Raw genomic sequence first — 7,070 nt, 5'->3', positions numbered from 1 at the left:
TCACGCCCGTACACTAGCGTCTGGTCCGACCTTGCACAGGTCGAATTCAGCCAGGCCACTCCCGGCCGCGCCCGCTAGTCCAATGCGGATGAGAGCTACAAGCAACCCCTGGGACAGACCCGACTCCTCAGAAAATACGCGGGATAGGACGGGGAAACATCCTCACCAGGAATGGCATGGTCCGATTGGTGGGATGGTGGTGGTCCTGAGAGAGGGCGTTGCCATCCGACGCGGTATCGTGGACGATGCCACCCCTTCGGGGGAAATCGTCTGGATCGCGACGGACGGAATTGACCCCAGAACCATATTCGAGAAAAGCTCCGGTTATGACCTCCGGGTAGTATGCGCACACCCACCAGAGGCACATCCCCAGCAGCAATCTCCCAGCCCACTCGCCGCCACAGTTGATTTCGCCAAGTCGAATCAGCAACCCGCCGCTTTCCCTCGCAACTCCTCTCAAAGGCTGACATGAGCAGCCTCACGGAGAACATGGACGGCGGTCCCAACGCCCACTCGGTAAGCAACGCTGATTCAACCAACACGAGACTCCCGGAAGACAAATTCCCTACGGGGCACATGACGTCCTCCGCTTGGGAAGGTTGGTGGCATCCGGAGCTTGACGGAATCTGCGAAAACGGACTCCCTGGCGCGGAGATCACTATGCAAGAAGTCGGCTTCATCGGCCTCGGAGCCATGGGCCGCCCTATGGTCATGCGCCTGCTACGAGCTGGATACGCAGTGAAAGTTTGGAACCGCTCCGACGGCCCATATCACGCACTGGTAAATGCCGGTGCGACGCCTGCTGCTAACCTCGCTGACGTGCTATCGACAGGCATAGTCCTATCAATGTTGCCCGACGATCTGTCGGTGGAGTCCGTTTTCCGGAGGGACTCGCTGGTTTCATTTCCGCCTAACTCAGTCCACGTCAATCTCTCGACCGTCAGTCTGGACGCAGCAGAACGGCTGACTAAGTCGCATACTGAAGCCGGGATCTCCTATATCTCGGCCCCGGTACTCGGCCGACCAGCTGCAGCAGCGACTGGAGACCTTAGTGTGATAGCGGCCGGCGACTCAGCCGCAATTTCAAAGGTCCGGCCACTGCTTGCCGCGTTCGGGCGACGGGTCCGTGTGGTCGGGACAACGCCTAGTGTTGCCAACCTCATGAAAATCGGCGTGAATTACAACCTTCTACACACACTGCAGGCCCTCGCTGAATCCATCGCCATGATCGAAGGCGCTGGAGGGGATCCCGAGCTCTTTGTTGATGTCCTCACTGACTCGTCTTATACGGGTACGGCCTACTCGAATTACGGACGGCTAATCGCCACGAGAACCTACCGGCCCACTGGTTTCAGTATCGATCTCGGCCTGAAAGACCTCGCACTGGCTGAGCAGGCCGCGCAGGCCAAAGGTATTAGCCTCGCCAGTGTCGGTGTGCTGCGCAGCGTGCTCCAAGGAGCTTTGGCGCGACCTGATCTTCGCGACCTGGACTGGGCATGCATCGCCGAGATGACCCGGGTCAACCCTCACCCCTGAGTTGTTCGGACATGTAGCCATCCCCGACCCGCCTCCCGCCCTGATGGCCGAGGCGTTCGGTGGCTTCGGAATCAAAGTTGAACGCGACCAGGACGTCCCCGCCGCCCTGTCGGCAGCCCTCAAGGCAATTGATGAAGACAACGCCTTCGCTCTCATTCACCTCGTCGTCGAACAACGCGTAAAAGCCTACTAATGCACCCCACGCTCATCCGCAGATAACTCGACGAGCATCAGTATCTGCTCCAACCCTCCTGGAAGAAGACAATGACACTTACGGCAACAACCGCCACCTCCACCCGAGAGCGCGACCTGCTGGCCTCTGTTCCCACCGGCCTGCTGCTCAACGGTGAGTGGCGCCCGGCTACATCCGGTAAGACCTTCGATGTTGAGGACCCAGCGACGGGCAAGGTGTTGTTGAGCATTGCCGACGCCGGTCCCGAGGACGGCGCCGCGGCGCTGGACGCCGCCGCCGCTGCCCAGGAGTCCTGGGCGAAGGTCCCGCCGCGTGAACGCGGCGAAATCCTGCGCCGGGCTTTTGACCTGGTCACCGAGCGCGCGGAGGACTTCGCACTCCTGATGACCATGGAAATGGGCAAGCCCTTGGCCGAAGCCCGCGGTGAGGTGACCTATGGTGCCGAGTTCCTGCGCTGGTTCTCCGAAGAGGCAGTCCGCGCCTTCGGCCGCTACTCCGTGTCCCCGGACGGCAAGTCCCGACTGCTGGTCACCAAGAAGCCCGTTGGCCCCTGCCTGCTGATCACCCCCTGGAACTTCCCGCTGGCCATGGCCACCCGCAAGATCGCCCCGGCCGTAGCCGCCGGCTGCACCATGGTCCTCAAACCCGCCAAGTCACGCCGCTGACCTCCCAGCTGTTCGCCGCCGTCATGATGGAAGCCGGCCTGCCCGCCGGCGTCCTGAATACCATTACATCCTCAAGCGCCGGCCCCACCACCGGCCCGCTGATCAAGGATGCCCGGCTGCGCAAGCTGTCCTTCACCGGTTCCACCGAGGTAGGCCGCCGGCTGCTCTCTGACGCGTCCGAGACGGTCCTGCGCACCTCCATGGAGCTCGGCGGGAACGCCCCGTTCCTGGTCTTTGAAGACGCCGACCTGGACGCCGCCGTCGCCGGGGCCATGCTCGCCAAGCTCCGCAACATGGGCGAGGCCTGCACCGCGGCGAACCGGTTCATCGTCCACGAGTCCGTCGCGGCCGAGTTCGCGGAGAAGTTCGCCGCGAAGATGAAGGACATGACCACCGCCCGCGGCACCGAGCCCGAGTCCAAGGTCGGCCCGCTGATCGATGCCAAGAGCCGGGACAAGGTCCACGAACTGGTCTCCGACGCCGTCGCCTCCGGCGCCAAAGCCGTCCTGGGCGGCGGGCCGGTGGACGGGCCGGGCTACTTCTACCAGCCCACCATCCTCTCCGGCGTCACCGAAGGCACCCGCATCCTGTCCGAGGAAATCTTCGGCCCGGTTGCTCCGATCATCACCTTCAGCACCGAAGACGACGCCGTGCGCCTGGCCAACAACACCGAATACGGGCTCGTGGCCTACGTCTTCACCAAGGACCTGAACCGCGGCATCCGGATGGGCGAAAAACTCGAAACCGGCATGCTCGGCCTGAACGCCGGCGTCATCTCCAACGCCGCAGCACCCTTCGGCGGCGTCAAGCAGTCCGGCCTCGGGCGTGAAGGCGGCCTTGAAGGCATCGAGGAATACCTCTACACCCAGTACATCGGCATCGCCGACCCCTACAACGGGTAGGGAAAGTCTGCGCAGCGACCGCATTCCGAGCGGCCGCTGCGCAGGCTACCCGGCGGGAGCTGGACGCCAGGGTACGGTTCCCGGCTCAGGTATTGCTGCCCGCAGGTGAACTGGGCTATGCCCTCTGGCGTGCAGAGGCGGGTCCTACACGCCGCGGATGTAGCTGATGGCCGGCCGTTTGTCGGGGTGGCTTAAAGACAAGAGCGCGGCGCCGGTGGTTCGTCGACCACGGGCGCCGTACCTTTGCCGGATGAAGGTCTAAGCGGGCAGGTTCGCTTCGTCCTCCGCAGGGATCCACTCTAGCTCGCTGATGTTGGCGATCTGACCCAGCAGCCGCAATGACTCGATGCTCGCTTGATGTGCCTGCAGCGTTGAAGCTGAACATGCGTCTTCGACGACGACCACGCGGTACCCGCGATCGGTTGCGACGCGGGCGGTGCTTTCCAGTGACACGTTTGTCGCCACACCGCAGAAAACAACGGTGTCTAGGTTCCGTTTTTCAAGGATCGCTGCCAGTTCAGGAGTGAAACCACCCACACGCGTGTGCGTGATGACGCTGTCTCCCTCCTGGGGGGCTAGTTCAGGAACGATGTCTGCCAGCGGGCTGCCGTCCTTCAGGCACCCCGCCTGCGCGACGGCCTGCAACAGCGGCGAATTCGCGTTGAGGTCGCTGTAGTCCGGCTTGAAGGCGACGCGGGTGTAGATCACGGTTGCCCCGGTTGTTCTGGCTTGGTCCAAGAGGGAGCGAACTTGACTCACGATGCGCCTTTGGCGTACCTGTTCGTAAAAGAAGGGCGCCTGGGCGCCGCTTTCGCCGATGATATCCCCTTGACAGTGAATGGCTATGACCGCCGTCTTGCGCGGGTTAATTTCCATGTGGTTTCTATCCCTTCTCAAATTTTCAGCCGCCAAATGGGAGGCCTTTGACGCGGCCGGGTTTCTGTTCTGCCGGCAACACCGGGTTACAAAACTCTTTCGGATGGGGATGACGCGGCAGGCCTCGATATGGCTGCCACGTCAAACCCTAAAACTAAGGAACGGGAAGGGGTGGACCAAGAGGTACTTTTCCCAGTTCGTGCAGACGAGGAGCTTTTCTTGCATTATTTCTATTTTTGGTCAGCGGGCAGAGGGTCCGTATCACAAACTCCCAAGAGGTCCACCGTCGTCAACACGCGCCTCGTCGATCCAGGACCCCGCGTATCAGGTCCGGCCGTTGACCCCTCTGCGTGCCACGATCACGGAGACCGACACGGCTGCAAGTAGAGCCACTCCGTTGAAGACGTTTGCCACCCATGTCTGGGCGCCCATCAGGATCAGGCCGTTACTGCCTATGGCCAGCAGGAAGACTCCGACAACTGTCCCCCACACGTTGAAAAAGCCGGGCCGTATGGTGGCCGCCCCTAGGAACGCTGCCGCGTATGCCGGCAAGAGAAACTCCGGTCCCAGAGTCGGCGGAGCGCTTCCAGACCGGGACGCCAGCAGGAACCCGGCGAACGAGGCCAGTAGTGCTGCCAGCATGAAGGACGCGGTCAGATAACGTTCCGTTCGGACGCCGCTCAAACGCGCTGCCGGCCGACCCATACCCGTGGCCCGAAGATACCTGCCAAAGGGCGTGCGCTCCAGCAGGTACCAGACCGCGACGACGAGAACGAGGGCGTAGCCGACGACGATCTGAACGGGAGATCCGGGCAACGTTGTGAGTTTGGTGAAGGCATCTGACTCCAGGTTCATAAGTGACCCGCTGGTGACCAGCAGGTTCAAACCAGCCAGAATAGTTGCCATCGCCAACGTCCCGATGAACGCATTGATGCCAATCTTTACAATAAAGAAAGCATTTACGGCTCCCACTAGAAGGCCGAAAAAGAGCGTTACCGCCAGTACCAGAGGCAGCGGCATGCCGGTATTGGAAAGGGCGATTGAGAGAATCGAAGAAAAGCCCAGGACGGATGCGATCGAGAGGTCAAACTCGCCGGCTGCCAGCGGCAGAATGGCCGCCAGTGCCAGAATAACGGGGATGGACTGGTCGGCGACGACGGCCAGCAGGTTTCCTGATGTCGGAAACGTCCGGGGCATCAGTGCAGCAAAAACGGCCACAAGAAGAACCAGGAAAACGATGACGCCGTAGCGTGTGAGAAGTTCGGTGTAATCCGGTCGTGTCCGGACAGTTTCCGGCGTTGGCCGGACCGTGGTGCTAGTGGAAACCATGGCTGACGTGGTCCTTTTCGTAGATGCTGTCGCGTGCGGGGATACATCAGTCCCCGCCAACACACAGCAGTGCAAGTTTGTTCTCGGTAATTTCCTCGGGTCCCTCGGCGGAGGCAGCTATGGCTCCACGGTCCATAATGATGACGCGGTCACATAGTCCGACGAACTCATCAAGGTCCGTTGATGCAACGATGACTGCATTTCCCGTGGCTGCGAAGTTTCGGATGATGTCCCAGATTTCCTGTTTGGCCAGGGCGTCCACGCCTTGCGTGGGCTCGTCGAGCAAGAGAACCTCCGTGGCGCGGCTGGCAGCCCTGGCGATCACTACCTTCTGCTGGTTGCCTCCGGAGAGAGTGCTAATTGGGGATCTGATGTCCCCTGCTTTGACCAGGTACGTCTCGGCCAAGCCTTTTGCTGATAGGGATTCTGTCTTCAGGCGCAGAAGGCCACCTTTGAAGAAGTCGCTCAGGCTACCCATAGTCAGGTTATCCGTGGTGGCCATTCCGAGAACGCAGCCCTCGACGCGCCGGTCCTGCGGCACTGAAACCACGCCCCGGGACACCGCTGTTCCGGGATGTTTGGGACGATACGGCTGGCCGCCAAGTTTCATCGTCCCTTTGGCGGGCATTTGTGCGCCGGACAGGAGCCGGATCAGCTCGCTCCGCCCACATCCCACTAGTCCCGCGACGCCCAGTATTTCCCCTGCCCGGACCTGAAGGTTGACATCCCGGAGTCTTGTGCCGCACAGATTATTAGCCTCCAACACAACCGGTGCCCCGCCCAAGTCAGTATCCCGGGGCTTTTTTGCTGCTACGGCCTGGCCAACTACCCGCGAGACGATGTCCGGGATCTGTAACTTTGCCACCGGCTCCTCGACGACGACCTCACCGTCCCGAAGCACTACGAGATTGTCCGCCAAGCGCTTTACTTCGTCTGTGCGGTGACTGACGTAAATTACTGTTCCGCCATGGTCACGGAGCCTTTCAACGGTGGCCATGACCGCGTGCACTTCTTCGGTGGGAAGGGTCGCTGTCGGTTCATCGAGGACCAGTACGTTCTTGGCAAAGACGTCCTCGTCATCATCGGAGTGTTGGAATGCGCGGGCCATGCCGACCATCGCCCGCAAAGTCGGGCTCAAATCGGCGACCTTCGTCCTGGGGTGCACATTCAGGTCGAACCTGTGGAGGATTTGGGCCACGAATTCGTCTTGCTCCCGCTGAGCTATGGGACCCAACGCGAAGCGGGCTTTGAAGCGCCCAACCATGGCGAAATTGTCCGAAATGGTCAGCGCCTCCACCAGACCGATTTCCTGGTGAAGGAACCGCATCCCTAATTTATGTGAACGTAGTGGCGTTAGTTGACCTTCAACAAGCCTCCCTGCGACCGTGATACGGGAACCGGCGTCAGGCCGGTAAATTCCCGCGAGAACCTTTATCAGCGTCGACTTGCCCGAGCCGTTCATGCCGAGCAGGGCGGTGATTTTTCCACGTTCGAAGCCTGTAGTCACCGAATTTGGGTTAGCGGCCAAAATGTGTGTACGGCTTGGGCGTGTCATCTGCGTCGTCCGCC

5 protein-coding genes and 1 pseudogene are annotated in these 7,070 nt (G+C 61.1%); 3 read left to right on the top strand and 3 right to left on the bottom strand.

Features of this window, described 5'->3' with window-relative positions:
* The first annotated feature begins 468 nt into the window (after nt 1-468).
* The 3 genes and pseudogenes from QRN11_RS19240 to QRN11_RS19230 all read left to right on the top strand — a co-directional run bounded on the left by QRN11_RS19240 (nt 469) and on the right by QRN11_RS19230 (nt 3,296).
* Nucleotides 469-1,536: an NAD(P)-dependent oxidoreductase gene (locus QRN11_RS19240; RefSeq protein ID WP_285314092.1), complete on the top strand. Its 1,068-nt coding sequence runs from the start codon at nt 469-471 to the stop codon at nt 1,534-1,536.
* Between the two features lies 1 nt (nt 1,537).
* Nucleotides 1,538-1,729, top strand: coding sequence for a hypothetical protein (locus QRN11_RS19235; protein ID WP_502935055.1), 192 nt, complete (start codon nt 1,538-1,540; stop codon nt 1,727-1,729).
* A gap of 71 nt (nt 1,730-1,800) precedes the next feature.
* Nucleotides 1,801-3,296 (top strand): annotated as a pseudogene (locus QRN11_RS19230) (NAD-dependent succinate-semialdehyde dehydrogenase).
* A 258-nt stretch (nt 3,297-3,554) separates the two neighbouring features.
* Here the strand turns inward: QRN11_RS19230 and QRN11_RS19225 are convergent.
* The 3 genes from QRN11_RS19225 to QRN11_RS19215 all read right to left on the bottom strand — a co-directional run bounded on the left by QRN11_RS19225 (nt 3,555) and on the right by QRN11_RS19215 (nt 7,008).
* Complete coding sequence (locus QRN11_RS19225) at nt 3,555-4,172, bottom strand: cysteine hydrolase family protein (protein WP_285314091.1); 618 nt, start codon at nt 4,170-4,172, stop codon at nt 3,555-3,557.
* 324 nt (nt 4,173-4,496) lie between these two features.
* Nucleotides 4,497-5,501 (bottom strand): ABC transporter permease, encoded by a 1,005-nt coding sequence (locus tag QRN11_RS19220; RefSeq protein ID WP_285314090.1) that lies wholly within the window; start codon nt 5,499-5,501, stop codon nt 4,497-4,499.
* Between the two features lie 46 nt (nt 5,502-5,547).
* Nucleotides 5,548-7,008 carry a sugar ABC transporter ATP-binding protein gene (locus QRN11_RS19215; RefSeq protein ID WP_285314089.1) on the bottom strand — a complete coding sequence of 487 codons (1,461 nt, stop codon included), beginning with the start codon at nt 7,006-7,008 and terminating at the stop codon, nt 5,548-5,550.
* Nucleotides 7,009-7,070: the final 62 nt, after the last annotated feature.

Source organism: Pseudarthrobacter sp. fls2-241-R2A-168 (genome assembly GCF_030209335.1).
Taxonomy (GTDB): Bacteria; Actinomycetota; Actinomycetes; order Actinomycetales; family Micrococcaceae; genus Arthrobacter.
The sequence above is the reverse complement of the archived record's forward strand: the minus strand, read 5'-3'. Positions and strand labels throughout refer to the sequence as shown.

Excerpts from the sequence above, each read along its gene's own strand:
- QRN11_RS19240 (WP_285314092.1), top strand. The coding sequence starts at position 469 with ATGAGCAGCCTCACGGAGAACATGGACGGCGGTCCCAACGCCCACTCG.
- QRN11_RS19225 (WP_285314091.1), bottom strand. The coding sequence starts at position 4,172 with ATGGAAATTAACCCGCGCAAGACGGCGGTCATAGCCATTCACTGTCAA.
- QRN11_RS19220 (WP_285314090.1), bottom strand. The coding sequence starts at position 5,501 with ATGGTTTCCACTAGCACCACGGTCCGGCCAACGCCGGAAACTGTCCGG.